18 protein-coding genes are annotated in these 24,424 nt (G+C 75.2%); 3 read left to right on the top strand and 15 right to left on the bottom strand.

Features of this window, described 5'->3' with window-relative positions; translation table 11 throughout:
* Nucleotides 1-15: 15 nt before the first annotated feature.
* From D459_RS0114935 to D459_RS0114915, 5 genes are all read right to left on the bottom strand, one after another.
* The gene (locus D459_RS0114935) at nt 16-735 is read right to left on the bottom strand and encodes a sulfite exporter TauE/SafE family protein (RefSeq protein ID WP_017593819.1); all 720 of its coding nucleotides are present in this window, start codon (nt 733-735) and stop codon (nt 16-18) included.
* Between the two features lie 99 nt (nt 736-834).
* Nucleotides 835-2,103, bottom strand: coding sequence for a sugar ABC transporter permease (locus D459_RS0114930; RefSeq protein ID WP_020380187.1), 1,269 nt, complete (start codon nt 2,101-2,103; stop codon nt 835-837).
* Nucleotides 2,103-2,888: an ATP-binding cassette domain-containing protein gene (locus D459_RS0114925; protein ID WP_017593817.1), complete on the bottom strand. Its 786-nt coding sequence runs from the start codon at nt 2,886-2,888 to the stop codon at nt 2,103-2,105. Before D459_RS0114925 ends, D459_RS0114930 begins: the two co-directional genes overlap by 1 nt.
* Nucleotides 2,889-2,977: 89 nt before the next feature.
* Nucleotides 2,978-4,093 carry an ABC transporter substrate-binding protein gene (locus tag D459_RS0114920; RefSeq protein WP_026120410.1) on the bottom strand — a complete coding sequence of 372 codons (1,116 nt, stop codon included), beginning with the start codon at nt 4,091-4,093 and terminating at the stop codon, nt 2,978-2,980.
* Between the two features lie 478 nt (nt 4,094-4,571).
* A complete protein-coding gene (locus tag D459_RS0114915) occupies nt 4,572-5,744 on the bottom strand; it encodes an ROK family transcriptional regulator (RefSeq protein WP_017593815.1) in 1,173 nt (390 codons plus the stop codon).
* A 137-nt stretch (nt 5,745-5,881) separates the two neighbouring features.
* Here D459_RS0114915 and D459_RS0114910 point away from each other — a divergent pair, with 137 nt between their 5' ends.
* A complete protein-coding gene (locus D459_RS0114910; protein ID WP_017593814.1) occupies nt 5,882-6,463 on the top strand; it encodes an AAA family ATPase in 582 nt (193 codons plus the stop codon).
* Nucleotides 6,464-6,599: 136 nt separating this feature from the next.
* On the opposite strand, the gene D459_RS31675 is transcribed toward D459_RS0114910, so the two are convergent.
* The 4 genes from D459_RS31675 to D459_RS0114890 form a co-directional block, all read right to left on the bottom strand.
* A complete protein-coding gene (locus D459_RS31675) occupies nt 6,600-8,999 on the bottom strand; it encodes a serine/threonine-protein kinase (protein ID WP_040710060.1) in 2,400 nt (799 codons plus the stop codon).
* A 218-nt stretch (nt 9,000-9,217) separates the two neighbouring features.
* On the bottom strand, nt 9,218-9,400 hold the full coding sequence (locus D459_RS0114900; protein ID WP_017593813.1) for a hypothetical protein: 183 nt from the start codon (nt 9,398-9,400) through the stop codon (nt 9,218-9,220).
* 82 nt (nt 9,401-9,482) lie between these two features.
* Entirely contained in the window at nt 9,483-9,821 is a 339-nt protein-coding gene (locus D459_RS0114895) for a hypothetical protein (RefSeq protein WP_017593812.1), read from the bottom strand.
* A 73-nt stretch (nt 9,822-9,894) separates the two neighbouring features.
* Nucleotides 9,895-11,598: a molybdopterin-dependent oxidoreductase gene (locus tag D459_RS0114890; RefSeq protein WP_017593811.1), complete on the bottom strand. Its 1,704-nt coding sequence runs from the start codon at nt 11,596-11,598 to the stop codon at nt 9,895-9,897.
* A gap of 142 nt (nt 11,599-11,740) precedes the next feature.
* Here D459_RS0114890 and sigK point away from each other — a divergent pair, with 142 nt between their 5' ends.
* Nucleotides 11,741-12,337, top strand: coding sequence for an ECF RNA polymerase sigma factor SigK (sigK, locus tag D459_RS0114885; protein WP_017593810.1), 597 nt, complete (start codon nt 11,741-11,743; stop codon nt 12,335-12,337).
* Nucleotides 12,334-13,068 carry an anti-sigma factor gene (locus D459_RS0114880; protein ID WP_020380186.1) on the top strand — a complete coding sequence of 245 codons (735 nt, stop codon included), beginning with the start codon at nt 12,334-12,336 and terminating at the stop codon, nt 13,066-13,068. Before sigK ends, D459_RS0114880 begins: the two co-directional genes overlap by 4 nt.
* A gap of 37 nt (nt 13,069-13,105) precedes the next feature.
* On the opposite strand, the gene D459_RS35865 is transcribed toward D459_RS0114880, so the two are convergent.
* The 6 genes from D459_RS35865 to D459_RS0114850 form a co-directional block, all read right to left on the bottom strand.
* Complete coding sequence (locus D459_RS35865; RefSeq protein ID WP_017593808.1) at nt 13,106-13,267, bottom strand: hypothetical protein; 162 nt, start codon at nt 13,265-13,267, stop codon at nt 13,106-13,108.
* 118 nt (nt 13,268-13,385) lie between these two features.
* Entirely contained in the window at nt 13,386-15,284 is a 1,899-nt protein-coding gene (locus D459_RS0114870) for a S9 family peptidase (protein WP_017593807.1), read from the bottom strand.
* An 86-nt stretch (nt 15,285-15,370) separates the two neighbouring features.
* The gene (locus D459_RS0114865; RefSeq protein WP_017593806.1) at nt 15,371-16,846 is read right to left on the bottom strand and encodes an MDR family MFS transporter; all 1,476 of its coding nucleotides are present in this window, start codon (nt 16,844-16,846) and stop codon (nt 15,371-15,373) included.
* 373 nt (nt 16,847-17,219) lie between these two features.
* Nucleotides 17,220-19,940, bottom strand: a complete 2,721-nt coding sequence (gene acnA, locus D459_RS0114860; protein WP_026120407.1) for an aconitate hydratase AcnA — start codon at nt 19,938-19,940, stop codon at nt 17,220-17,222.
* Nucleotides 19,941-20,261: 321 nt separating this feature from the next.
* A complete protein-coding gene (locus tag D459_RS0114855; RefSeq protein WP_017593804.1) occupies nt 20,262-21,194 on the bottom strand; it encodes an LLM class F420-dependent oxidoreductase in 933 nt (310 codons plus the stop codon).
* Nucleotides 21,195-23,055: 1,861 nt separating this feature from the next.
* Entirely contained in the window at nt 23,056-24,333 is a 1,278-nt protein-coding gene (locus D459_RS0114850) for a class I SAM-dependent RNA methyltransferase (RefSeq protein ID WP_394296695.1), read from the bottom strand.
* Nucleotides 24,334-24,424 lie beyond the last annotated feature (91 nt).

Raw genomic sequence — 24,424 nt, 5'->3', positions numbered from 1 at the left:
GGCCGGGCCCGGTGCTCACAGGAACGAGCGGACCAGCAGGGCCGCCCCGGAGCAGGCGACCACGGCGAGCAGGGCGGCGCGGAGCAGCCCGGCGTCGACCAGCCGGCGCAGCGGGCGGCCCAGCAGGAAGCCGAGCACGATGCAGGGGAGCATGGCCAGGCCGACGGCGGCCTGGTGCCGGTCGAGCTGGCCGGAGGCGGTGAGCGCGGTCAGCGAGATGCCGATGCCGATCAGGAAGAACGCGCCCAGGGTGGCGCGCACCCGGGGCCCGTCCTCGTTCTGGTAGAGCAGCGCGATGGGCGGGCCGCCGATGGAGGTGGCGGTGCCCATCACCCCGGAGGCCAGGCCGGCCGCCAGCAGCGGGGCCGGGGCCGGGCGCAGGGTGAGCGGGAGCAGCGAGAGCCCGACGGCGACCAGCACCATCGCGCCCACCGCCGCGCCGAGCATCCGCGGCTCCAGGGCGGCCACCACCCAGACCCCGATCAGCGTTCCGGGGACCCGGGCGGGCAGCCCCCAGGCCAGCCCCCGCCAGTCGATGTGCCGCCACTCCGAGACCACCGTGAGCAGCGGCAGCAGGCCGGTGGTGATGAGCAGGCTGCCCGGCATGAGCGAGGGGTCGATGAAGGAGACCACGGGGGCGGCGATCAGGCCGAGCCCCAGTCCCACGCTGCTCTGCACGGCGGCGCCGACGACCACGACGGCGCCGATCACCAGCATGTACTCGATCGGAGGCATGGGCGCCGACGCTATATCCCCGCACTCCCGGTCGGGATCAGGGGGTAGGGAGTGGGGGGATGACCGGAGGACCGGACCGCGGGCCCGGCCCTCCGGCGGTCATCCTCGGGCGTGCGTCCTGCGGCTGCGCCGGGAGAACGCGTCCAGCACCACCGCGATCAGCAGCACCACCGCGGTGATCATGTACCGCACCGGGGTGCCCATCTGCAGCAGGTACAGCCCGGAGGTGATGGCGCCCAGCACCAGGCCGCCCAGGAGCGCCGAGTAGGCGTTGCCGCGCCCGCCGAACAGGCTGGTGCCGCCGATGACCGCCGCGGCGATGGCCATCATCAGCTCCTCGCCGGCCGCGGTGTCCAGGCTGGCGGAGAAGGAGCGCGAGACCAGGACCACGCCGCCGATCGCGGCCAGCATCGAGGCCAGGCCGAACACCGAGATGCGGATCAGGTCGACGTTGATCCCGGCCCGGCGGGCCGCCTCGGCGCCGCCGCCGACCGCGAACACCATCCGGCCGTAGCGGGTCTTGCGCAGCATCAGGTCGAAGGCGACGACGAACCCGACGAAGATCAGGAACGCCAGCGGGACGCCCTTGAACTGGTTGAGCACGGCCACGCCGCCGAAGACCGGGACCGCGAGCAGCAGGGTGCGCAGCGCGACCTCCGCCGGCGGCCGGGCGGTGGCCAGGCCGGCGGCCGCGCGGCGCCGCTCGCCGGTGAAGGTGAGCACCGCGTACAGCAGCACCGCGCCGCCGCCGATCAGCCAGCCCATCCACGGCACGAAGTAGGTCTGGGTGAGCGCGGCGATGGCCCCGCTGTCGCTGATGTTGATGGTGCCGTCGTCGCCCAGCAGCTGGAGCTGGAGGCCCTGCCAGCCGAGCAGGCCGGCCAGGGTCACCACGAACGCCGGCACGCCGACCTTGGCGAAGATCGTGCCGTGCACCAGGCCGATGGCCAGGCCGGCGCCGACCGCGGCGGCGATCGCAGCCCATTCGGGCAGCCCGTAGCGGACCGCGAGCACCGCGGTGATCGCGGCGGACGCGCCGGCCACCGAGCCGATCGACAGGTCGATCTCGCCGAGCAGCAGCACCATGATCACACCGGTGGTCATCAGGCCGACGGCCGCGACCTGCACGGTGAGGTTGGACAGGTTCTGCGGGGACAGGAACCGCTCGTGCATCGTCTGGAAGACGGCGCAGATGAGGATCAGCGCGACGATCACCGGGACCGGGCCCAGCTCGCCGCCGCGCAGCCGGCGCAGCCCGGCCTGGGCCAGGCCGGCCGGCGTGGTGCGGGTGACGATGAGGCGCGGGTCCGGCCGCGCCGGGGCCGGGCGCTGCTCCTCCCCCGCCGCGGGTGCCTGCTGTGCGGCCATCATTCGGCTCCCGTCCGTGCCGTCGCGGCGCGCTGCTGCCGCCGCGCCACCGGGTTGTCGGCCGCGCCCGTGATGGCGGCCACGATCTCCTCGTACGGAGTGTCCTGCACCGGGAAGTCCCCGGCGTTGCGGCCGAGCCGCAGTACCGCGGCGCGGTCCGCGACGGCGCGCACGTCGGCCATGTTGTGGCTGATCAGCACCACGCCCAGGCCGCGGTCGCGGAGCCGCTCGATGAGGTCGAGCACCTGCGCGGTCTGCGCCACGCCCAGCGCGGCGGTGGGCTCGTCCAGCATGACCACCTTGGGCTCGCCCAGCAGCGAGCGGGCGATGGCGATGATCTGGCGCTGGCCGCCGGAGAGGGAGGCGACCGGCACCCGCAGGCTGGGGATCTTCACCGACAGCGAGTCCAGCAGCTCGGCGGCGGTGCGCTCCATCTCGACCTCGTCCAGCGCGCCCAGGCGGGTCTTCTCCACGCCGAGGAAGAGGTTGCCGACGATGTCGAGGTTGTCGCAGAGGGCGAGGTCCTGGTAGATGGTGGCGATGCCGAGGCGCTGCGCGTCGGCCGGGCGGGAGACGGTGACCTCCCGGCCCTCCCAGCGGATCGTGCCGCCGTCCGCCGGGTGGGCCCCGGCGATCACCTTGACCAGCGTCGACTTGCCGGCGCCGTTGTCTCCGAGCAGGGCCACGACCTCGCCGGCGGCGATGGTCAGGTCGACGTCGCTGAGCGCCTGGACGGCGCCGAATCTCTTGGAAATCCCGGACAGTTCCAGGACGGGTGTGCTCATGGATCTTCCCCTAGGTCCCCCGTTCGCGCGGAGGGCCGGATCGGTGCCCCGGTGCCCGTCCCGCGGGGCACCGCGGGACGGGCGCCCTGCTAGGACTCGGACATCTCCTTGCAGAAGTCGGTGTCGGCGTAGTCCTCGGTGCAGATCTCCTCGACGGTGTAGAAGCCGTCGGAGACCACCGTCTCCTCGACCTGGTCCACGGTGACCGAGACCGGCTCCAGCAGGACCGCGGAGACCTCTTCGCCGCTGCCGTCCTCGATCTTGCTGATGCCGTGCTCGCCGCCGTCGTACTCCTCGCCGGTGGCCGCGGCGACCGCCATGTCGGCGGCGATCTCGGCCTCGGGGCGGATGGACTTGTAGACGGTCATGTACTGCTCGCCCGCGACGACCCGCTGGATGCCGGCGAGTTCGGCGTCCTGGCCGGTGATCGGGGGCAGGTCGTCGACGCCGGCGCTCTTCAGCGCGGCGACGATGCCGGCCGCCATGCCGTCGTTGGCCGAGTAGACGCCGGCGATGTCGTCGGCGCCGATGGAGGTGATCGCCTGCTCCATCTGGGTCTGGGCGCGGTCCGGCGACCAGTCCGGGGTGTCGAACTCCTGGGCGATCTCGACCTGGCCGTCGAGCACCTCGTGCGCGCCCGCCTTGAAGTCGCCGGCGTTGGGGTCGGTGGGGGAGCCGTTGATCATCACGATCTCGGCGTCGTCGTCCGCCTTCGCCTTGTCCAGCGCCTCCAGCAGGGCGCGGCCCTGGACCCGGCCGACCTCCTTGTTGTCGAAGGAGACGTAGTAGTCCACGCCGCCCTCGGCGAGCCGGTCGTAGGCCACCACCGGGACGCCCTGGCTCTGCGCGTTCTTCACGATACCGCCGGCCGCCTCGGAGTCGACGGCGTCCAGCACCAGCACGTCCACGCCGTCGGTGAGCATCGCCTCGGCCTGGGACTGCTGCTTGGAGGTCTGCTGGTCGGCGTTCTGGTAGAGCAGCTCGCACTTCTCGCACCGCTCGGCCAGCGCCTCTTCGAAGTACGGCTTGTCGAACTTGTCGTAGCGGGCGGTCTTGGACTCGGGGAGCAGCAGGCCGACGGTGAAGCCCTCGTCCACGCTGTGGGTCTCTCCGTCGGCGGCCCCGCCGCCGGTCGTGGTGGCACCGCACCCGGTGGCGAGCAGCGCCAGCACGGCGGCCGCCCCCGCCGCGGCACCGCGCAGCATCGTGTTCTTCGACTTCAAGGGGATGTTCCTCCTACTCAGGGCGAACACCGGGCAGGGGGAACGCGAAGCCCGGTGAACCGATGTGTGAAGTCAAGCCCCCGGAAACTTTGCCGTCAAGTCTTGAACACATAACCGAAACGTCACGAGGCTTTCGTTCAACCCGTGAAGTAAGCGTTTGCGCAGGTCGAAGCAAGGATCGCACAGCTGTGAACATCTGTGGGCCCCCTGTGGGCCCCCGCCCGCACCGCCGCGTTCACCCGGTTTTCGCAGGTGGAAGCGGACATCGACGGCACCGGGGCGATCCCGGGGGCGGCTCCGGGGGCACGCCCCTCGTTCATTTGTGATCGACGTCGCGGCGCCCGCGCCGCGGACCCGGCCCCCTCCCCGAGGATCTCGACGGCGCGGGAGTGCCCGAGCGCTCCGGAGGAGCCCGGGACCACCGCCCGGGGCGGTGCCGGAGGAGCCCGCCCGGGGCGGGCTAGGCCGCCGGCACCGCCGAGGCCGCCGCGCGGAGCGCGCCGCGGATCACCGCGTCCTCGCCCAGCGCGCCCGGCTCGATCCGCAGATCGCGCAGCGCGCTGCCGAGCGCGCCCAGCTCCAGCGAGCGCCGGCACGGCTCCATCAGCCGCTCCCCCGCCGCCGCGAGCTCCCCGCCGATCAGCACCATCTCCGGATTGAACGCGTTCACCAGCACCGCGACCCCCCGGCCCAGCGCGGACCCGGCCTCGGAGACGATCCGCCGGGCGCCCGGGTCGCCGCGCTCCGCGGCCCCGATCAGCCCGCCCAGGTCGCGCGGCGCGCCCGGGCTCCCCTGCGTCGGCACCATGTCCACCAGGTAGGGGGCGCCGACCAGCGTCTCCAGGCAGCCCCGGTTGCCGCAGCGGCACACCTGGCCGCGCTCGTCCAGGCCGATGTGCCCGATCTCCCCGGCGGTGCCGCCCGCGCCGCGGAACAGCCGGCCCTCCACCATGATCCCCGCGCCGACCCCCTGGGAGAGCCGCACGTAGACCAGGTGCCGCACCCCGCGCCCGGCGCCCTCGGCCGCCTCCGCCTGCACCGCGAGGTTGGCGTCGTTCTCCGCCAGCGCCGGCAGGCCCAGCCGGGCGGAGAGCAGCTCGGCCGGGCGCGCCCCGGCCCAGGCCGGCATGCAGGTGATCGCGCCGACCTCGCCGGTGCGCACGTCCACCGGGCCCGGCACCGCCGCGCACACCCCCAGCACCGAGGAGCGGTCCAGCCGGGCCCCGGCCAGCACCGTCTCCAGCAGCCAGACCGCGCGCCGCACCCCCTTGGCCGGGTCGGCGGCCACCTCGTAGGGGATCGATTCGCGGACCAGCGTCCGGCCGTCGGTGTCGCCGACCGCCGCGGTGATCCGGGAGTTGCCGAAGTCCAGCGCGGCCACCGCGCCGGGGGCGCGGCGCAGCGTGACGGCGCGGGCGCGGCGCCCGTTGGAGGAGGTGCCGCGGACCGAGACGGTGCCCGCGGTGCGCAGGTCGCGCACGATGTTGGAGACGCTGGCCGCGGAGAGCCCGGTGGCCCGCGCGATCTCCGCCTGGGTCAGCGTGCCGGCCTCGCGCAGCGCCTCCACCACGCGCCGGCGGTTGGCCTCCCGGAGCGCGGCCTGGGAGCCCGGGGTCACCTCGACGTCGGTCACTGAGCCCCTTCTCTACCTCTCCCGCCGGCCGCGGCGCGGCCGTCCGGAGTGGAAGCGTACTGGTGAGAGCCAGCTTACAAGGCTTGAAACCAGGGCTCTCCGGACCGCTCGGCACGGGCCCGGGTAGGGTGCCGGGCATGCCCACCGTGCCCACCCGCTCCCCCGACTGGTGCTCCCGCGTCGCCGACCTGCTGCTCCGCGCCCCGGCCCGCGCCGGGCGGTGCCGGGCCATCGCCCTGGAGGGGCCGTCCGGATCCGGCAAGACCTCGCTGGCCGGAGCCCTCGCCGAGCGGCTCCGCTGCCCGGTGGTGCACATGGACGACCTCTACCCCGGGTGGGAGGGCCTGGCCGCCTCGGTCTCCCGGGCCCGGCGCGAGGTCCTCGGCCCGATCGCCGAGGGCCGCCCGGCCGACTGGCGCCGGTGGGACTGGGAGGCCGGGGACTGGGCCCCCGACGGGCCCGGCGGCCGGCACCGGCTGGACCCGCCCGGCCTCCTCGTCATCGAGGGGTGCGGCTCCGGCGGCGCGGAGCTGCGCCCCGCCCTGTCCCTGCTGGCCTGGGTCCAGGCCCCGGAGCGGGTGCGGGCCGAGCGGCTGGACGCCCGCTCCGACGCCGCCCTGTACGCCCCCTACCGCGAGATGTGGGCCGCGCAGGAGGCCCGGTTCTACGCCTCCGACGCCCCGCGCGACCACGCCGACCTGGTCCTGGAGAACGGCTGAGCCCCCGGTTCCCGATGATCTTGACGTTGCGGCCCCATCAGAGCGCTCTGATGGGGCCGCAACGTCAAGATCATCGGGGAGGGGCCGGGAACCGGCGGGGCGCGGCCGGCGGGAACCCCAGGCCGCGCCCCCGGGGTCAGGGGGCCGAGGGCAGGGCGCGCAGGGCGCGCAGATCGGCCTCCATCGCGTCCACGCCCTGCCGGAGCCGGACCACGTGCGCCTCGGCCTGCTGGTGGCGGGCCTGCGCGGCCTGGACCGCGCTCGGGTAGCCGTTGCGCGGCCCCATCGAGCCGGTGACCCCCATCGCGGCGATCCGGGCGCCCACCCAGAGCAGGAAGACCGACCCCGCCCACCCGGAGACCGACCCGGCGGCGGCTCCGATGCCCGCCGCCACGACCAGCGCGATGACCAGCACCCAGATCGGGACCTTGAGCCGCCGGTGCAGGGTGTACAGCCGCGCCTCGCGCTCCCACTCCTCGGCGGCGGTGCCCTGCTCGGCCTGGGCCCGGCTGAGCGCCTCGCGCCACTCCCCCCGCTCCTTGGCCACCGTGGACACCAGGCCCGACATGGACCGGAGCACCGCGGCCATGCCGGCCCGCCGCGCACCGCGGGCCTGCTCGACCGGGGCCCACAGCAGCCCGTGCAGCTCGGCCGCGTCCGCGTCGCTCTGCGGCGGCGGGCCCGCGACCTGCTCGGGGTGGAGCAGGTGCGCCAGGACCCGGGCCGAGTCGATCGGCGGCCCGCTCAGCCGGGAGGTGCCGGCCCGCAGCCGCTGCTGGAACTCCACCGCCGCCTGCTCCGCCTCCTCCAGGTCGTGCAGGAGGCGGCGGCGGTCCTCGGCGTCCGGGCCCTGGTGCAGCGCCATGGCGCGCAGCACCTCGGGCCGGGCCACCAGCAGCAGGTCGTTGGCGGGCGGGGCGCCGGTGAACAGCGCCTGGGTGTCGGAGAACTGCTCCCGCAGCCCGGCCAGCGAGGCGTCCCGGCCGCGGAACACCGGCGGCAGGTCCGGGCGGAGCTGGGCGATGAACCAGGCCAGGGCGATGTTGGCGTCGTCGGGGCGGCGCCGGAACAGCGAGCGGTCCACCGCGGTGTCCCGGGCGTCGCTGATCAGCCAGCTGCCGAGCGCGTCGCGCGCGCCGTCGTCGCCGAACACCCGGACCGCGTGGCCCCAGTCCCGCTGCATCGCCTCGGCCAGCGCACCGGGCTCGGTGTACTTCACCCCGGCGAACCAGTACGGCGGGGTCTCCCCGGGCGGGCCCGGGGAGTAGTCGGGCACCGGGCCGGAGGGCCCGGCGGAGGGGCCCGGGGGGTAGGGCGGCGGGCTGCCCGGGCCCGGCGGGATGTACGGCGGGGGCGAGGGGTGCACCGCCCCGGACGGGTACGGGCCCGCGGGCGGCGGGGTCGGCGGTCCGGCGGGCGGGGCCCCGGGGGCGGACGGGGGCGCGAGCGCGGAGGCCGCGTGCCCCTCTTCCCCGGCGAGCCGGGTGTACTGCCGGGTCGCCGGCGCACCGGGGCCGGCCTCCCCCGGTGCGAGCGCGGTGTACTGGCGGGTCCCCGGCGCCTCGGCGGGCTCCACCCGGGTGGGGTCGGCCGCTCCCTGGACGCGGGTGGCGCCGTCCGCCCCCTCGACCCGGGTCGCGCCGTCCGCCCCCTGGACCCGGGTGGCGCCGTCCGCGGAGACCTCGGCGGCCGCTCCGCCGGCGGCGGCCTGCGGGGCCGCGGAGCCCCCCGCGGCGGGGGCGTCCAGGAGCAGGTCGAGCAGGCCGCGCGCGGTCGGCCGCCGCGCCGGGTCCTTCTCCAGGCAGGCCAGCACGATCGGGAGCAGCGGCTCGGCGATGCCCTCGGTGTCGGGGGCCCCGGAGAGGATCCGGGTGATCCGGGCCACCTGGGTGGGGGCGGAGAACGCCTCCCTGCCGGTGGCGGCGAACGCCAGCACCGCGCCCCAGGCGAAGACGTCCACCGCCGGAGTGAGGCGGAGGCCCTCCAGCTGCTCGGGCGCCATGTACCCGACGGTGCCCACCACCCCGCTGGCGGTGACCGAGGTGGTCTCCACCGCCCGCGCGATGCCGAAGTCGATCACCCGGGGGCCGTCCGCCGCGAGCAGGATGTTCTCCGGCTTGAGGTCGCGGTGGACCACCCCGGCGCCGTGGATCGCGGCCAGCGCGGTGGCCGTGGACACCGCCAGCCGGTGCAGGTCGGCCCCGCTGCGCGGGCCGTCCTCGGTGACGGCGTCCTGCAGAGTGGGGCCGTCGATGTACTCGGTGGCGATCCACGGCCGCTCCGCCTCGGGGTCGGCGCCGAGGATCGCCGCGATGCAGAACCCGCTGACCTTGCGGGCCTGCTCCACCTCGGCCGCGAACCGGCGCCGCATGTCCGCGTCGCCGGCCCAGGTGGCGTGGAGCAGCTTGACGGCCGCCCTCCGCCCGTCGGGCGCCTCGCCGAGGAACACCTCGCCGAACCCGCCCCGGCCGAGCCTTCGGACCAGCCGGTAGTCGCCGACGGTCTGCTGTTCGGTGCCGGTCTCCTCGTCGCCCATGCCCGCCTTTCTCACGCCGGAAGCGCGCGCCGCGGAACGGGGCGCGCGGGGGTCGACGCGGTGGGCCTGGGGGAATGGGGGGTGTCGCCGTTCCTGTGAAGGCTCCGCGGACCCGAACGGGATGATGTTCCCAGAGGGACAGGGTATACGCGATCCGGCGGCCGCTCTCCCCGCCGTGCGCGGGAAGGGCGGCCGCCGGAGTCGGGGGGCCGGGCCGGTCAGTCGTCGTCGCCGTCGTCTCCGTCGCCGCCGTCGTCGTCCTCGTCGCCGCCGCCCTCCTCCTGGGAGGAGTCGTCTCCGCCACCGGTCAGGTCGCAGGCGGTCCCGGAGAGCACGACGAACGAGGCGATCGCGCCGGCCGCGGCGAGGCGGCGGAGCAGGGCGAGGCGTGGTCGGGGCATGGCGTCTCCTTCGGTCGCGGCCGGAGTCTCCCGCCTCCCCTTCCCCGCCCCGGGCGCGCCACGCCCGGAGGGCCGGAAGGGGTCAGCTCCCGTCGTCCGTCCCGTCCTCCATTTCCTCCATCTCCTCCATCTCCTCGTCCGCCCCGCCGCCGCCCTCGCCCGTCTCCTCGTCCATGCCGCCGGTGTCCTCGGAGTCCTCCATGCCGCCGCCGGAGTCCTCCTCCATGCCGCCGTCCTCCTGCATCTCCTCTTCCTGCTCCATCTGCTCGTCCTGCATCTGCTCGCCCTCGGTTCCCTCCTCCGAGGAGCCGCCCCCGGAGCCGGAGGTCAGATCGCAGGCGGCCGCGGACAGCACCACGGCACCGGCGACGGCGCCGGTCGCGGCGAGGCGGCGGAGCAGGGCGATGGTCCGTGCGGACATGCTGGTCTCCCGTTCATTCGTTCCCTTGTCGCCCCCGCCGGACCGGCGGGGGAGGTCTGTCGCCCGTTCCGGGCTAGGCGACAGTCACCCGCACCTCGTGGTGGCCGGTCGCGCCGTCGGGGGCCGGCGGGGCCTCCCGCGCGGTCTGCACCCGCCCGTCGGCGGTGGTCGCGCGGACCGCCAGCACGTGCTCGCCCGGCTCGGCGCCCTCCCAGTCGAAGACCCACTGCCGCCAGGTGTCCGCAGTGGCCTCCTCGGCCAGCCGCGCCTCCCGCCACGCGCCGCCGTCCACCCGCACCTCCACCCGGCCGATCCCGGTGTGCTGGGCCCAGGCCACCCCGGCCACGGTCACCCCGCCGGGGCCGGCCGAGGCGCCGTCCCGCGGGGTGTCGATGCGCGACTGCACCTTGATCGGGCCCCGCGCCGACCAGCCCCGCGGCACCCAGTAGGCGTCGAACGCGTCGAAGGTGGTCAGCTCCAGTTCGGTGAGCCACTTGCAGGCCGACACGTAGCCGTACAGGCCGGGGACGACCATCCGCACCGGGAAGCCGTGCTCGGCCGGGAGCGGCCTGCCGTTCATACCCAGCGCGAGCAGCGCGTCCCGGCCGTCCATCACGTCCTCCACCGGGGTGCCGATGGTCATCCCGTCCGAGGAGCGGGAGACCAGCTGGTCGGCCGGGCCGCCCTCGGACGGCGGCCGCACCCCCGCCTCGCGCAGCAGCGCGGCCAGCGGCACCCCGATCCACCGGGCGTTGCCCGCGTAGGAGCCGCCGACCGGGTTGGAGACGCAGGTCAGGGTGATGTCCCGCTCCGCCAGGTCGGACCGGTCCAGCAGGTCCCGGAAGGTGAAGACGCGCTCCCGGGCGCCCGCGCCGTGCAGCCGCAGGCTCCACCGGCCGGCGTCGATCCGCGGCACCGCCAGCGCGGTGTCGATCCGGTAGAAGTCCTCCGTCGGGGTGAAGAACGGCGCCAGGCCGGCGATCTCCAGGTCGGCGCCGTCCGGCACCGGGCGGGCCGGGGAGGCAGGGCGGGGCAGCGCGAACCGCATGCTCTGCTCCGCCCCCGCGCCGGTCCGGGAGGCGTAGGCCCGCGCCCCGGCGGCCGCCCCGGCCGACACCGCCGCCGCGGCGCCCGCGAGCAGCACGAAGCGGCGCCGGTCGAACCCCTCCCCCGGGCCCGCCCCCGCCGCGGCCCCGGCGGGCTCCGCCTCGGCGGGCTCCTCCCCGCCGGACTCCTCCCCAGTGGGCTCCGCCCCGGTGCCCCTGGTGCCCCCGGCGCCCCGCTCCGGCTCCGCCGACCGGGCGGGCGGGCCGACCGCGTGCAGCAGCAGCCGCAGCACCAGGTAGGCGGCGGCCCCGCCGAGCAGCGCGGGCAGCACCGCGAGCGGCCCGGCGTCGGGCCGACTCAGCGCCGCCACCGCGGCCACCGCGGCCAGTGCTCCGGCGCCGGCCCCGCCGACCCACGGGCGGCGCCGCGCCGCGGCCCCCACCAGGGCCGCGGCGACCGCCAGCACCGCGATCATCCCGCCCAGCAGCACCGCCTTGTCGGTGGTGCCGAAGGCCTGCACCGCGAACTCCTTCAGCGGGCGGGGCACCAGGTCGATGACGGCGCCGCCGACCGCGGTGAGCGGCGCGGCCGCGGGGCCGACCGGCACCGCCGCGACCTCGGCCGCGGCCAGCCCGGCCCCGGCCGCGACCAGACCGCCGACCGCCGCGGCCGCGCCGCCCCGCCGGACGCTCGGGGCCGGTTCCCGGTTCTGCTGCTTCGTCTCGGACACACCCCTGCTTCGGAGCCGCCCCCGGGGAGGAGACCCCGCCCCGGCGACTTTTTCCGCCGCCCCTCCCCGGCCGGGTCGCCTCCGGGCCGCCGGCTCCGAATGCGAGGATGACGGATCCGATCGACCCGACGGGCAGGGTGGGATGAGGGTGGACGAGGCGGTTCCGGCGCACCCGCCGGACGGGGCCGGGGCGCGGGAGCTGGCCGGGCTGCTGCGGCGGACCGCGCTGGGCGACGCGGCGGCCTTCGAGGGGCTCTACCGCGAGCTGGCCGGGCCGGTGCTCGGGCTGGCCGCCCGGGTGCTGCGGGACAGGGCCCAGGCCGAGGAGGTGGCGCAGGAGGTGTTCGTCGAGGTGTGGCGGCTGGCCGCGCGGTACGACCCCGAGGCGGGCGGGGTGCGCGCCTGGGTGCTGACCGTCGCGCACCGCCGGGCCGTCGACCGGGTCCGCGCCGAGCAGGCCGCGTCCGACCGGGAGCTGCGCGCCGGGCGCGCCGAGCCCCGCTCCACCCCCGCCGACGAGGTGCCCGACCAGGTCGAGCGGGGCCTGGACCGGGAGCGGGTCCGCCGCTGCCTGGGCCGGCTGACCGAGCTGCAGCGGGAGGCGGTGCGGTTGACCTACTACCGGGGCTACACCCAGCGGGAGGCCGCGGCGGCGCTGCGGGTCCCGCTGACATCGGTCAAGGGACGCCTGCGCGACGGGCTCATCCGGCTGCGCGACTGCCTGGGGGTGGCGGGGTGAAGCGGCGCGGAGCAGAACCGCACGGCCTGATCGCGGGCTACGCCGTGAACGCTTTGGACGAGGCGGAGCGGAAGGCCGTCGAGGCGCACCTGCCGGCCTGCGAGGAGTGCCGCCGCGACCTGCGCGAGTTCCGGGAGACCGCGGCCCTGCTCGGCTCCGCCGAGGCGGCCCCGGTGCCGGAGGGGCTGTGGGAGCGCGTCCGCGAGCAGGCCGGGCGCACCCGGCAGCTCCCGCCGGAGGCCGCCCCGGACCGGGGCCGGGTGCGGCCGCCGCGCCGCCGGCTCCGCACCGCGCTGCCGTGGGCGGTGGCCGCCGCGGCGGTGCTGGCGGCCGCGGTCCTCGGCGGGGTCGCGGTGGAGCAGAACGGCCGGATGGAGTCGATGCGGGCGCACACCGCGGAGGTGGAGGCGCTGCTCGCCGCCGAGGACACGGAGATGATGACCCGCCCGGTCTCGCACAGCGAGGCCAGCGCGACGCTGTTCGTCTCCCAGCGGAGCGACACCGTGATGATCATGGTCGAGGGGCTGCCCCCGGCCCCCGACGGCATGGGCTACCAGCTCTGGTACGTCGATCCCGACGGCATGCGCTCGGCCGGGATGCTGCACTCCGACGGCGGGATGCTCACCGGCATGTCCCCCGGGCTGGGCGACGCGGTGGAGATCGGGATCAGCATGGAGCCCTCCGGCGGCGCCGAGCAGCCGACCGAGGAGCCGATGAAGGTGGAGGTCTGACCGAGCCCCCGGCCGAGGACGGGCGGTGCTCCCGGGGTCAGCTCTTCTGCTTGAGGAACCGGGAGACCGCCATGAAGACGAACACCACCAGGCCGATGATCAGGGCCCACTTGATCAGGCCCAGCAGCACCCCGAAGAGCCAGCCGGCGACGAAGAAGGCGAGGAAGATCGCGAGCGCGATGAGGAAGATGCGTCCCATGGCTCCACCGTAGGACCGGCGGCGGTGCGGGCGCACCCCGCGGCACCGGGGTTCAGGGGAGTTTCGGGGGCGGACCCCGGGCGGCTCAGGGTCGCCTCGGGGTCCGCCCCCCCGGGCGTCACAGGTGCCGGTCCCACCAGTCCAGGATCGCGGCGAACCGGGCGGTGCGGTGGCTGGGCAGGCCGCTGCGGGACAGCTCGTGCCCCTCGCCGGGGTAGACGAGCATCTCCACCTCGGCGCCGCGCCGCTTGAGCACGGTGAACAGCCGCTGGGCCTGCTCCAGCGGGCAGCGCCGGTCCTGCTCGGAGTGGATGATGAGCATCGGCACATCGATCCGGTCGGCGTAGGTGAGCGGGCTCTGCGCGGCCCAGCCCTCCCGGTCGCCGAACAGGTCGTAGGCGAACTCCCAGCCGATGTCGCTGCTGCCGTGGAAGCTGTCGATGGCGTTGACCGCCCGCTCGCTGATCGCCGCCCGGAACCGCTCGCCGTGGTGGGCCGCCATCCAGGTGGTCATGAACCCGCCGTGCGAGCCGCCCAGCACCCCGACCCGGTCGGGGTCGAGGCCGTCGTGCTTGAGCGCCTCGTCCAGCAGCGCGTTCAGGTCGGTGGCGGTGACCCGGCCGACGTCGCCGAGGACCGCCCGGCCGTGCGCCTGCCCGTAGCCGGAGGAGCCGCGCGGGTTGCCCATCACCACCGCGTACCCGGCCTCGGCGTAGACCTGCGCCTCGTCGAAGACCTTCCACCCGTACTGGGCGAACGGGCCGCCGTGGATCATCAGCAGCACCGGGTGCGGCCCCGGCCCTGCCGGGCGGACCAGCCAGCCGTGCACCGGGTGGCCGTCCGGGGCGGCGCCCTCGATCTCCTCCAGCGGCAGCCAGTCGGGGTGGGTGTTGAACGCGGTGAGGACGCGCTCGCCCGCCCCGTCCAGCGCGACCAGCTCGCCCGGGGAGCGGCCGTCGCCCACCGGGACCACGGTGGTGCCCGCGGCGTGAGCGGGGGTGCCGGCCAGCCGCTCGCCGCCGAGCAGCACCTCGGGCTCGCCGCCGTCGTAGGGGACCAGCAGCAGCCGCACCGCGCCGCGGTGCTCGGCGGGGAAGAGCATCCCGTCGGCGGTCGGGACCGCCGCGGTGCCCAGGCCCAGGTGGAGCCGCTCCTCGTCGGTGAGGCGGACCGGCGGTGCGCCGCCGTCGGCCGGCACCGACCACAGGCCCTCGTTGTCGGTGGTGGCCCGGGTGCGCTCCGGCCCGGGGTCGTGGGCGGTGAAGACCACCGACGCCCCGTCCGGGGTGAACCGGACGGCGGAGGCCGCCAGGTCGTTGCGGGTGATCCGGCGCAGCCCGGTGCCGTCGGGGGCGCAGGTCCACACGTCGGCGACCATGTCGGTGTCGCGGCCCTCGTGCCGGGCGGAGGCGAACGCCAGGAGCCGGCCGTCCGGGCTCCAGTCCGGCCCGGAGTGGTCGTGGTCGCCCTCGGTGACCCGGACCGGTTCGGGCGTGCTCCCGGCGGTCTCGGCCGCGTCGACGGTGAACAGGTGGGTCCGCCGGTCGTTGGTGTAGCCGACTCCGTCCAGCCGGTACCGGAGGGTGGTGATCCGGCGCGGCGCCTCCTTGCCGGGCTCGCCCTGGTACCGGCCCTCCTCGGGGACCCGCGCCAGGTAGGCGAGGCGGGTGCCGTCGGGGCTCCAGACCGGCTCGGAGACGCCGAGCGGGTGGTCGGTGAGCCGCCACGGCTCGCCGCCGCCGGCCGGCATCACGTACAGCTGCGCCCCGGTGCCCTCCTCGGCGCGCAGGAACGCGATCCTGGTGCCGTCCGGGGAGAACGCCGGGTCGGAGTCCCGGCGGCCGCGGGTGAGCCGGGCGGGTTCGGCCGAGCCGTCGGCGGGGACCCGCCACAGCTCGCCGCGGTAGGCGTCGGCCGCGGTGTCCGGGCGGACCACCGCGACCACCGCGGTCCGGCCGTCCGGGGAGAGGGCGGGCGTCCCGAGGGAGTGGAAGCGCTCGATGTCGACTTGGGTCATGGGAGGACCCTACGGGCCGCCCTTCCCCGCCCGACAGGGGTTTTCCGGCGGCCCCGGCCGGGCGGCCCGGCCGGGGCCGCCCGCCGTCAGGCCGGCTGCTCCTCGCCCTCCGGGGCCTCCTGCTGCGCGGGTGCCCGGCGGACGAAGAGGGTCGCGACGAAGGCCAGGGTGCCGATGGCCGCGCCGAGCTGGAACGCGGTGTGGATGCCGGCCGCCTGGGCGGCGACCTCCTCCGCACCGGCGCCGATCCGGCCGGCCGCCACCGCGCTCATCACCGCGACGAACATCGCGGTGCCCGCGGCGCCGGCGAGCTGCTGCACGGTGCCGACGACGGCGCTGCCGTGCGAGTAGAGCTCCGGGCGCAGCGAGCCGAGGGCGCCGGTGAGCAGCGGGGTGAACATGAGGCCCAGGCCGGCGCTGAGCATCATGTGCAGCGCCACCACGTAGCCCAGCGGGGTGTCGGCGCCCAGCAGCGTCATGCCCCACAGCACCAGGGCGACCAGGGCGGCGCCCGGGGAGACCAGCGGCCGCGGGCCGAACCGGTCGAAGAGCCGGCCGACCAGCGGGGCGATCAGGCCCATCACCAGGCCGCCGGGGAGCACCACGAGGCCGGTGACCAGGGTGTCGTGCCCCAGGACGTTCTGGATGTAGACCGGCAGCAGGATGATCGCGCCGAACAGCGCCATGAAGCTGACCGCGACCAGCACGATCGACAGCGTGAACGCCCCCGACCGGAAGACCCGCAGGTCGAGCAGGGCCCGGTCGTCGCGCTGCAGCCGGAGCTGGCGGCCGATGAACAGCACCAGCGCCACGGCGCCGACCGCGATCGCCGCCCACGGCGGCACGACCGCGGTGCCGTGGCCCTCGCCGCCCAGCCCGGAGAAGCCGTAGACCAGGCCGCCGAAGGCGAACGCGGACACGACCACGGAGAGCACGTCCACCGCGGCCGGGCGCGGCTCGGTGACGTTGCGGATGAACGCGGCGCCGAGCGCCAGGCCGAGCAGCGCGATCGGCAGCACGATGCCGAACATCCAGCGCCAGTCCAGCGCGCTCAGGATGAACCCGGACAGCGTCGGGCCGACGGCGGGCGCCACGGACATGACGATGGAGATGTTGCCCATGGTGCGGCCGCGCCGGTCGGCCGGGACCATGTTCAGCACCGTGGTCATGAGCAGCGGCATCATGATCGCGGTGCCGCCGGCCTGGACGATCCGGCCCAGCAGCAGGACGGTGAAGCCCGGCGCGAGGAAGCAGATCAGGGTGCCGGCGCTGAACAGGGTCATCGCGGCGATGAACACCTGGCGCAGGTGGAAGCGCTGCAGCAGGTAGCCGGTGACCGGGATGACGACCGCCATCACCAGCATGAACGCCGAGGTGAGCCACTGCCCGGTGGAGACCGGGATGCCCAGGTCCCGGTTGAGCACCGGCAGCGCGACGCTCATGATCGTCTCGTTCAGGATCACCACGAAGGCCGAGACCAGGAGGAGCGGGATCACGAACCTGTCGCCGCGGCGCGGTTCGGCTCCGGTCTCGGCCGCTGCGTGTTCGGGTTGCCCGGTCACAGGTCTCCTCAGGGTGCTCGGTGGGGTCCGTACGCGGCGCGGGGGCGCGGGCGCGCCCGGGAGCGCGGGCGGGCGCGGCCGGGGTCGCACCCCGCAGACTCCGGAGCAACCATTGCGGAGGCGCAGATATTCCCGCTCCTTCCGGCCGGGTCCGCCGCCGGGAAGGCGCGGCCCCGGCGGCGGGTCCGTCCGCCCAGGCCGGCGCCGGTCCCCGCGCGCGCCCGGAAACGGCCCCGGAAAGCGTCCCCGGAAAACGGCAGGGCCGCCGCCGTCTCCTGGACGGCGGCGGCCCTCGCCTCCTGCCATGCCGCGCGGGGTGGCCGCGCGGCGCGGAAGAGCGGGCTCCCGGGCGCCGGGGCGCCCGGGAGTCGGACTACTCGCTGATCAGCTGGCGCAGCACGTACTGCAGGATGCCGCCGTTGCGGTAGTAGTCGGCCTCACCGGGGGTGTCGATCCGGACCACGGCGTCGAACTCGACGCCGGTGTCGGTGGACACCTTGACGGTGGCGGGGATGCGGCCCTCGTTGAGCTCGGTCACGCCGGTGATGGAGAAGGTCTCCTCACCGGTGAGGCCGAGCGAGTCCGCCGACTGCCCCTCGGGGAACTGCAGCGGCAGCACGCCCATGCCGATCAGGTTGGAGCGGTGGATGCGCTCGTAGGACTCGGTGATGACGGCGCGGACGCCGAGCAGCCGGGTGCCCTTGGCCGCCCAGTCGCGGGACGAGCCGGAGCCGTACTCCTTGCCGCCCAGCACGACCAGCGGGGTGCCCTGCGCGGCGTAGTTCTGCGCGGCGTCGTAGATGAACGACACCGGCGCGTCGGCCTGGGTGAAGTCGCGGGTGTAGCCGCCCTCGGTGCCCGGCGCGATCTGGTTGCGCAGCCGGATGTTGGCGAAGGTGCCGCGGATCATCACCTCGTGGTTGCCGCGGCGGGAGCCGTAGGAGTTGAAGTCCTTGCGCTCGACGCCGTGGGACTTCAGGTACTCGGCGGCCGGGGTGCCCGGCTTGATGGCGCCCGCCGGGGAGATGTGGTCGGTGGTGACCGAGTCGCCCAGCTTGGCCAGCACGCGCGCACCGGAGATGTCGGTGACCGCCTCCGGGGCCGTGGCCATGCCCTCGAAGTACGGGGGCTTGCGCACGTAGGTGGAGTCGGCCTCCCACTCGAAGGTGTTGCCGGTCGGGGTGGGCAGGGAGCGCCACCGCTCGTCGCCGGCGAACACGTCGGAGTAGGCGCGCTCGTACATGTCCGAGGCGATCGCGGAGTCGATGACCTCCTGGATCTCCTCCGGGGTGGGCCAGATGTCGGACAGGTGCACCGGCTCGCCCTGCTGGTCGGTGCCGAGCGGCTCGGTGGTGATGTCGACGTCCATCGAGCCGGCCAGCGCGTAGGCGACGACCAGCGGCGGGGACGCCAGGTAGTTCATCTTGACGTCCGGGTTGATCCGGCCCTCGAAGTTGCGGTTGCCGGAGAGCACCGCGGTGACCGCGAGGTCGTTCTCCTGGACGGCCTTGGAGATCTCCTCCGGCAGCGGGCCGGAGTTGCCGATGCAGGTGGTGCAGCCGTACCCGACCAGGTTGAAGCCGAGCTTGTCCAGGTAGGGGGTGAGGCCGGAGCGCTCGTAGTAGTCGGTGACCACCTTGGAGCCCGGGGCCAGCGAGGTCTTCACCCACGGCTTGCGGGACAGGCCCTTCTCCACCGCCTTCTTGGCCAGCAGCGCGGCGCCGATCATGACCGAGGGGTTGGAGGTGTTGGTGCACGAGGTGATCGCGGCGATGGTGACGGCGCCGTGGTCGATCTCGGTCTCGGTGCCGTCGGCCAGAGTGACCTTGACCGCCTTGTGCGGGCGGCCGTTGGCGGTCTGCGCCGGGGCGTCGGAGGCCGGGAAGGACTCGTCGCCGGCCTCGTCGACCCCGTCGACGACGTAGTTCTCCACGTCGCGGCGCCAGGTCTGCTTGGCGGCGCTGAGCGCGATGCGGTCCTGCGGACGCTTGGGGCCGGCGATGGACGGCACCACGTCGGCCAGGTCCAGCTCCAGGTACTCGGAGTAGACCGGCTCGTGCGCCGGGTCGTGCCAGAGGCCCTGCTCCTTGGCGTAGGCCTCGACCAGGTCGGTCTGGCCGGCGGAGCGGCCGGTCAGCTTCATGTACCGGATGGTCTCGTCGTCGATCGGGAAGATCGCGGCGGTGGAGCCGAACTCCGGGCTCATGTTGCCGATGGTGGCGCGGTTGGCCAGCGGCACCGAGGCGACGCCCTCGCCGTAGAACTCGACGAACTTGCCGACCACGCCGTGCTCGCGGAGCATCTCGGTGATGGTCAGCACCAGGTCGGTGGCGGTGGTGCCGGGGTTGAGCCGGCCGGTGAGCTTGAAGCCGACGACGCGCGGGATGAGCATCGAGATCGGCTGGCCGAGCATCGCGGCCTCGGCCTCGATGCCGCCGACGCCCCACCCCAGGATGCCCAGGCCGTTCTGCATCGTGGTGTGCGAGTCGGTGCCGACGCAGGTGTCGGGGTAGGCCTGGCCGTTGCGGTCCATCGTGACGCGGGCCAGGTGCTCGATGTTGGCCTGGTGCACGATGCCGGTGCCGGGCGGGACGACCTTGAACTCGTCGAAGGCGGTCTGGCCCCAGCGCAGGAACTTGTACCGCTCGTTGTTGCGCTCGTACTCGATCTCGACGTTGCGCTCGAAGGCGTCCGGCCGTCCGAAGAGGTCGACCACCACGGAGTGGTCGATCACCAGCTCGGCCGGGGCCAGCGGGTTGATCTTGTTCGGGTCGCCGCCCAGGTCCTTGACGGCCTCGCGCATGGTCGCCAGGTCGACGACGCAGGGCACGCCGGTGAAGTCCTGCATGATCACCCGGGCCGGGGTGAACTGGATCTCCTGGTTCGGCTGGGCCTTGGGGTCCCAGTTCCCGAGCGCGCGGATGTGCTCGGCGGTGACGTTCGCCCCGTCCTCGGTGCGCAGCAGGTTCTCCAGCAGCACCTTCAGGCTGTAGGGAAGCCGCTTGGAGCCCTCGACGGCGTCCAACCGGAAGATCTCGTACGACGCGTCGCCAACGCGGAGCGTGTCACGGCTGCCGAAGCTGTTCGTGGACACGGTTTCTGCCTCCTGATCTCGCCACTTGCTCCCGTATCCTCCCGCACCGGGAGGACCGGGAGATCACTGAGGCCGCCTGAATCACCCCGAGCCGCGGGCCTGCTCGCCCCGAGCCCCTTTTTCGGAGCGGACCCCGCCGACCGGGCGGCGCCGCGCGCGGAGGCGGGCCGCCGGGATCGCGCCGGCGGGGCGGTGAACCCCGCGAGCCCAGTGATCGGGTCTGCTTTTTATCTTGACGTCAAGGTATCGGAGAGATATCTCGATATCAAGTTACCCCGGCGTGAGAGCGGCCTCCCACCCGCCCCCCGCCGGAGGGCCGGCTCACCCGACCTGGGGCGCCACCTTCGACGCCACCAGCTCCAGGTGGTCCAGGTCGGACAGGTCCAGCACCTGGAGGTAGATCCGCTCGGCGCCGATCTCGGCGTACCGGCCGATCTTCTCCACGATCTCATCCGGGGTGCCCGCGAGGCCGTTGGCCTTCAGCTCGTCGACCTCGCGGCCGATCGCCTCGGCGCGCCGCGCCACCTCGGCGTCGTTCCGGCCGCAGCACAGCACCTGGGCGGCGGAGTAGACCATCGGCTCGCTCCGCCCCGAGGCGGCCACCGCGTCGCGGGTCCGGCCGAACGCCGCCGCCGTGTCCTCGACCGAGCAGAACGGCACGTTGTACTCGTCGGCGTGCGCGGCCGCCAGCCGCGGGGTCCGCTTGAGCCCGGTGCCGCCGATGAGCACCGGCGGACGCGGCGCCTGCATCGGCTTGGGCAGCGCGGGCCCCTCGGCGAGCCGGTAGTGCCGGCCCTCGTAGCGGAACGTCTCGCCCACCGGGGTGCTCCACAGGCCGGTGATGACGTCCAGCTGCTCCTCGTAGCGGTCGAACCGCTCCCGGGCCGAGGCGGGGAAGGGGATGCCGTAGGCGGCGTGCTCGGCCTCGTACCAGCCGGCGCCGAAGCCGAACTCCACCCGGCCGCCGCTCATCCGGTCGACCTGGGCCACGCTGATCGCCAGCGGCCCGGGGTGGCGGAAGGTGGCCGCCGTCATCAGCGTGCCCAGCCGGATCCGCGAGGTCTCCCGGGCCAGGCCGGCCAGGGTGATCCAGGCGTCGGTCGGCCCGGGCAGGCCGTCCGTGTCGCCCATCTTCAGGTAGTGGTCGGAGCGGAAGAAAGCGTCGTAGGAGAGGTCCTCGGCTGCCTTGGCGACCGCCAGCAGGGTGTCGTAATCGGCCCCCTGCTGCGGCTCGGTGAAAATCCTCAAGCGCATGCGCCCCATTGTTCCCCGGTTTCCCCCGCCCGGCGAACCTGCGCCGCGCCGTCCCCCGACCGATCACGGCCACCGAAGGACCGGCACCGAGCGGCAACGAGCGGCACCGGTCGGGGTCGACCGGGGCCGACCGGCACTGACCGGCCCCGGCCGGGGCCGGCGGGCCCGGGCCGCCCCGTGGAGCAGGAAAGACGATGGCCTCGACACTGCAGCCCCACGGGGCCGGGGTTCAAGCAGGCGGCGACGACGAAGGCAGGAGGGACACCGGCCGGTCGGTCCGGCGCGGCGCCCCATGAGGCGAGGGTTCAAACGGGCGGCGACGGCGGCAGCGGGGGGACCGGCCAGTCGGTTCGGCGCGGCGCCCCACGGGGTGAAGGTCAAGACGGGCGGCGACGGCGAAGGTAGGGGCGGGGCGCAGGCCTCACCCGAGCGCGGCGCCTCACGGGGTCGGGGTTCAAGCCGGCGGCGAGGGCGGGAGGGGGACCGGCCGGCCGGTCGGGCGCGGCGGGTCGCGGGGTGAAGGTTCAAGCGGGCAGCGACGGCACCGGTGGGGGCGGGGGGCGGGTGGTCGCCCGGGTGCGGCGCCCCACGGAGTCGGGCTTAAAGCGGGCGGCGAGGGCGGGAGGGGGACCGGCCGGTCGGTTAGGCGCGGCGCCCCGCGAAGCGAAGGTCAAGACGGGCGGCGACGGCGCCGGTGGGGCGGGGCGGAAGCGGTCGCCCGAGCGCGGCGTCTCGCGGGGCCGGGGTTCAAACGGGCGGCGAGGGCGGGAGCGGGTTGGGCGCCGCGTTCGCCGGCCGGGCCCGGCGCGTGCTCCCGGCGGGGGCGGCGCCCCGGCGGCGCGGGTCGGCCCGCCCGCCCGGGTCCACCAGGGGGCCTTATCCATATATGCCCGGTTTGCGGCGGGGAGCAAGCGGGGGTGGGAGCGCCCTGCGCACCGCGAGAGCACCCCGATTACATCTACCAGCGAGTAGTAAGCCTCGAAGCCCCCGCCACCCCCTCTCCGGTTACTCGGAGTGGCCAAGGCAGGCCCTCCCTGCAGGGCAAAAGCGGCATCTCGCCCCCGCCCCTACTCTTCCCGGGTTCCGGCCGCCTGTTTTGCGGCCTTGCGGGCGGCTCGAACCCCCGAACACCGGCCCGAACAAGGCGATTCAGCCCCTCGGGGGCCGATCCAGGCCGGGATGCGCACCCAGGAATCACCGGGGTGCTCTCGCGGCGCGCAGGGCACCCCACCCCGCCATCACCCTGCGTATTCACCCAGGTCAGAGAGGTGCGGCGGTTTCAGGGGCAACCGGCAACGGCGCCCGGGCGACGCGGAAACGGCGAACCCGCCACCCCCTGCCCTCCCCGCCCGCCCCACCCTGCTCTGCTGCACCCGACCGACCAGCCGGTCCCCACCCGCTGCCGTCGCCGCCCGCTTGAACTCCCGCCCCGTGGGGCCCGCGCCCGGGCGATCGCCTGCGCCCCGCCCCTGCCGCTGCCGTCGCCGCCCGCTTGAACCTTCGCTTCGCGGGGCGCTGCACCCGACCGACCGGCCGGTCCCCCTCCCCGCCCTCGCCGCCTGCTTGAACCCTTGCCCCGCGAGGCACCGCGCCCGGGTGAGGCGCCCGGCCCCGCCCCTACCTTGGCCGTCGCCGCCTGTTTGAGCCGTCACCCCGTGAGGCGCCGCGCCGGACCGACCGGCCGGTGCCCACCGCCGCCTTCGCCGCCCGCTTGAACCTTCGCTTCGCGGGGCGCCGCGCCCGACCGACCGGCCGGTCCCTCTCCCGCCGTCGCTGCCCGCTTTAAGCTCAACCCCGTGAGGTGCCGCGCCCGGCCGGGGTGCCCGCCCGACCGACCAGCCGGTCGGTCGGCCCCCGAGGGCTAGGCCTTGACCAGCAGTGCCAGGCACTCCACGTGGTGGGTCATCGGGAAGGCGTCGAAGGCGCGGAGGTTCTCCAGGCGGAAGCCGGCCTCGGCGAAGGCCGCGATGTCTCGGGCCAGGGTGGCCGGGTCGCAGGAGACGTAGGCGATGCGGCGCAGGCGCATGGCGGTGAGGGCGGAGACCACCTCGGGGCCGGCGCCGGCCCGCGGCGGGTCCAGGACCGCGATGTCGGCGCGCAGGTCGGACCACTCGCGCAGCTGGGCGGCGACGTCGCCGCCCTCGATCCGCACCTGGGGCAGGTCGCGCAGGTTGTGCGCGGCGTCGCGGACCGCCTCGTGCTGGCCCTCGACGCCCATCACGCGCCCGTCCTCACCGACCGCCTCGGCCAGCGCCCCGGCGAACAGCCCGGCGCCGCAGTACAGGTCCAGCGCGGTCTGGCCGGGCTCGGGGGCGAGCGCCTCCAGCACCGCGGCGGTCAGCGTCTCCGCCGCCGCCGGGTGCACCTGCCAGAAGCCGCCCGCGGCCACCCGGTACTCGCGCCCGGACACGTACTCGCGGATCCCCTTTCGGCCGCGGACCGCCTGGGTGCGGCCGCCCTTGAGGCGGCGGAGCACCGCCGCCGAGGCCTCCGGCCGGGGCAGCGCCGGCAGCCGCTTGCCGCTCGGCGCGGCGATCACCGCGCGGTCCCCGCCGCTGCCCGACGCGACCGCCTCCACCTCGGAGACGCCCGGCCAGGGCAGCCGGGTCACGCCGAGCCGCTCCACCTCGGGGTGGGCGATCACACAGGTGTCGACGTGCTCCAGCTCGTGCGAGCGGTGCCGGCGCAGCCCCGCCCTGCCCTCGGCGTCCACCCCGTAGCGGACCCGGGTCCGCCAGCCGAGGCCGTCGGGGGTGCCGGGGAGCTCCTCCACCGCGACCTCTCGGTCGATGCCGGCGATCCGGCGCAGCTGCTCGGCGACGACCTCGCCCTTCATCCGGCGCTGTGCCTCCAGGGAGGCGTGCTGCCAGTCGCAGCCGCCGCAGCGGCCCGGTCCGGCGAACCGGCAGGGCGCCTCGACCCGGTCCGGCGAGGCCTCCAGGACCTCCACCGCGTCGGCCCGCAGGAACCGCTTGGTGCGCTCGGTGACCTGCGCGATCACCCGCTCGCCCGGAAGCGTGTGCCGGACGAACACGACCAGGTCGCCGTCGCGGCCGACGCACCAGCCGCCGTGCGCCACCCCCTCGACGCGCAGTTCGATGCGGGCACCGATCTCGGGCATGGTTCGGGCAACGGACATGGCGGGCTACCTCCGGAAGGCGGGAATCGTTCGGGCATCGCTATGGGTGACCCGGCACAAGCCACCGCCCATCTGCGGCAACTCTAGCCGA

It is taken from the genome of Nocardiopsis potens DSM 45234, assembly GCF_000341105.1.
Taxonomy (GTDB): Bacteria; Actinomycetota; Actinomycetes; order Streptosporangiales; family Streptosporangiaceae; genus Nocardiopsis_A; species Nocardiopsis_A potens.
This window is presented reverse-complemented; position numbering and strand designations above follow the sequence as displayed.

Bases quoted from the DNA above. Each gene is read 5' to 3' on its own strand.
- D459_RS0114935 (WP_017593819.1), bottom strand. From the start codon at position 735: ATGCCTCCGATCGAGTACATGCTGGTGATCGGCGCCGTCGTGGTCGTC.
- D459_RS0114930 (WP_020380187.1), bottom strand. From the start codon at position 2,103: ATGGCCGCACAGCAGGCACCCGCGGCGGGGGAGGAGCAGCGCCCGGCC.
- D459_RS0114925 (WP_017593817.1), bottom strand. From the start codon at position 2,888: ATGAGCACACCCGTCCTGGAACTGTCCGGGATTTCCAAGAGATTCGGC.
- D459_RS0114920 (WP_026120410.1), bottom strand. From the start codon at position 4,093: ATGCTGCGCGGTGCCGCGGCGGGGGCGGCCGCCGTGCTGGCGCTGCTC.
- D459_RS0114910 (WP_017593814.1), top strand. From the start codon at position 5,882: ATGCCCACCGTGCCCACCCGCTCCCCCGACTGGTGCTCCCGCGTCGCC.
- D459_RS31675 (WP_040710060.1), bottom strand. From the start codon at position 8,999: ATGGGCGACGAGGAGACCGGCACCGAACAGCAGACCGTCGGCGACTAC.
- D459_RS0114900 (WP_017593813.1), bottom strand. From the start codon at position 9,400: ATGCCCCGACCACGCCTCGCCCTGCTCCGCCGCCTCGCCGCGGCCGGC.
- D459_RS0114895 (WP_017593812.1), bottom strand. From the start codon at position 9,821: ATGTCCGCACGGACCATCGCCCTGCTCCGCCGCCTCGCCGCGACCGGC.
- sigK (WP_017593810.1), top strand. From the start codon at position 11,741: ATGAGGGTGGACGAGGCGGTTCCGGCGCACCCGCCGGACGGGGCCGGG.
- D459_RS35865 (WP_017593808.1), bottom strand. From the start codon at position 13,267: ATGGGACGCATCTTCCTCATCGCGCTCGCGATCTTCCTCGCCTTCTTC.
- D459_RS0114870 (WP_017593807.1), bottom strand. From the start codon at position 15,284: ATGACCCAAGTCGACATCGAGCGCTTCCACTCCCTCGGGACGCCCGCC.
- D459_RS0114855 (WP_017593804.1), bottom strand. From the start codon at position 21,194: ATGCGCTTGAGGATTTTCACCGAGCCGCAGCAGGGGGCCGATTACGAC.
- D459_RS0114850 (WP_394296695.1), bottom strand. From the start codon at position 24,333: ATGTCCGTTGCCCGAACCATGCCCGAGATCGGTGCCCGCATCGAACTG.